This window comes from Vibrio sp. RM-69-4, assembly GCF_024743775.1.
Taxonomy (GTDB): domain Bacteria; phylum Pseudomonadota; class Gammaproteobacteria; order Enterobacterales; family Vibrionaceae; genus Vibrio; species Vibrio anguillarum.
The window spans coordinates 1-1,512 of the sequence record NZ_JAMQXI010000062.1; the positions used below are offsets into that span (position 1 = coordinate 1).

A 1,512-nucleotide genomic window follows, 5' to 3' on the forward strand; every position below is an offset into this window, starting at 1 on the left:
GGCATTTTTACTATGCGTTGGTTTTTGTGGTTACGGTGTTATGCGGAAAGTTAGTAGTAACGTTGGCTGCCCCTTAAGCGGGCGTTATGCAACTCAGGGAAATTTAGGGTTCAATCTTTTTAGGTTTCTCCGGCCATTCGTTTTGTATTGTCGGCAAATGAGCATTTTTACCCTCAAATTCGTGGTTAACTCAAACCGTAAAACAGGCAAATTTCTTTGTTTGCCTCAATCAGTTTTGGCGCTGGCTTGTTGTCAAATCAGCGTTCGCAAAGTGTGGAAAGGGCAAGTTAATCGAGCATTTCGCACTTGCTGAAAGCCTTGCTTGTTGAGTTTGTCTGATTCAAAAGCTTGGTTTGTTGTTGAAAGGTGGACTTTGTTTTGGCGGCTCATTTATCACAGTTCTTGCTTGGGTTGATTCTTGAATCACTCAACCATTGCAATTGTGGTTTTTGGTCGCGTAAAGTCAGTTTATCTCATTGAATTTGCATAACAAACGGCTCAAGAGGGATTGCCAACGCGTGGCGGCTTTGGTGCAAAATTGAAATTCAGTGTTTACAGTGTGTTTTTTGAGTTCTGCTATGCGTTGTCAACCCCTTAGCCGGGCGTTAGGACAAAGGAAAAAAATGAATACAGTGCATGTTAAGAATTGGAGCGAGTTGAGGGATTACTTCTCGAAAAACTACTTAGATAGTTATGGTCATCTATTTCGTGGACATGCTGATGCTAGTTGGTTATTAGAAAGCACTTTGACACGATTGAGTAAGTCTGTTGGAAGTTCATTTTCTGCTGAGGTGCTAGAGGGTAAGCAGCTTGAAAATTTTCGCCTTCGTATTCGCGGGTTACGTGGAGATAACCCTCCGGAGTTAAAAAATACTGAACTATGGTCACTAGGACAGCATTATGGGTTAGCCACCCCATTATTAGACTGGACGGATTCCCCATATATTGCAGCATACTTTGCGTTCGAGAGTGTCCAGTCTTGTTCATCTGGTAATCGAGCTATATTTGTCTTAAATCGCTCAACACTTCAAGATGAACTTAAAAACACAAGTAATTTTGACCTTGAGTTTATTCAACCAGTCAAAGATGAAAACCCTAGACTAATTGCTCAGTCAGGCTCGTTTACTAAAATTCCAACGTCACTTTCTTTGGAGGCTTGGCTACAAAAAAATCAACTTAGTCAGCATCTAACAAAAATCATTATACCTAACGAAAGTCGTCTTGATGCCCTCAATGAACTAAAATTAATGAATATTCTAGGTACTAGTATTTACCCAGACTTAACAGGCGCAGCAGTTGCATGCAATATGTGGCTTGAGCTGATTGGTGGTAATCTAGGCAGTGGCAGTGAGCCTGCAAGAGAAGAGCTATTGAGGCTAAGAGAGCGCTTTGAATAATGTCCTAACAAACGCTTCAAGAGGGACAACCAACGCGCGGCATTTTTACTATGCGTTGATTTTTGTGATTACGGTGTTATGCGGTAAATTGGTAGTAGCGTTGTCTGCCCCTTAA

General features: G+C 41.5%; 1 protein-coding gene. It reads left to right on the plus strand.

Going from position 1 to position 1,512, the window contains the following annotated elements; translation table 11 throughout:
* Positions 1–623 precede the first annotated feature (623 nt).
* Complete coding sequence (locus tag NB504_RS09160; RefSeq protein ID WP_258428703.1) at positions 624–1,397, plus strand: FRG domain-containing protein; 774 nt, start codon at positions 624–626, stop codon at positions 1,395–1,397.
* Positions 1,398–1,512: the final 115 nt, after the last annotated feature.

Coding starts and splice junctions, on each gene's coding strand:
- NB504_RS09160 (WP_258428703.1), top strand. CDS start 624: ATGAATACAGTGCATGTTAAGAATTGGAGCGAGTTGAGGGATTACTTC.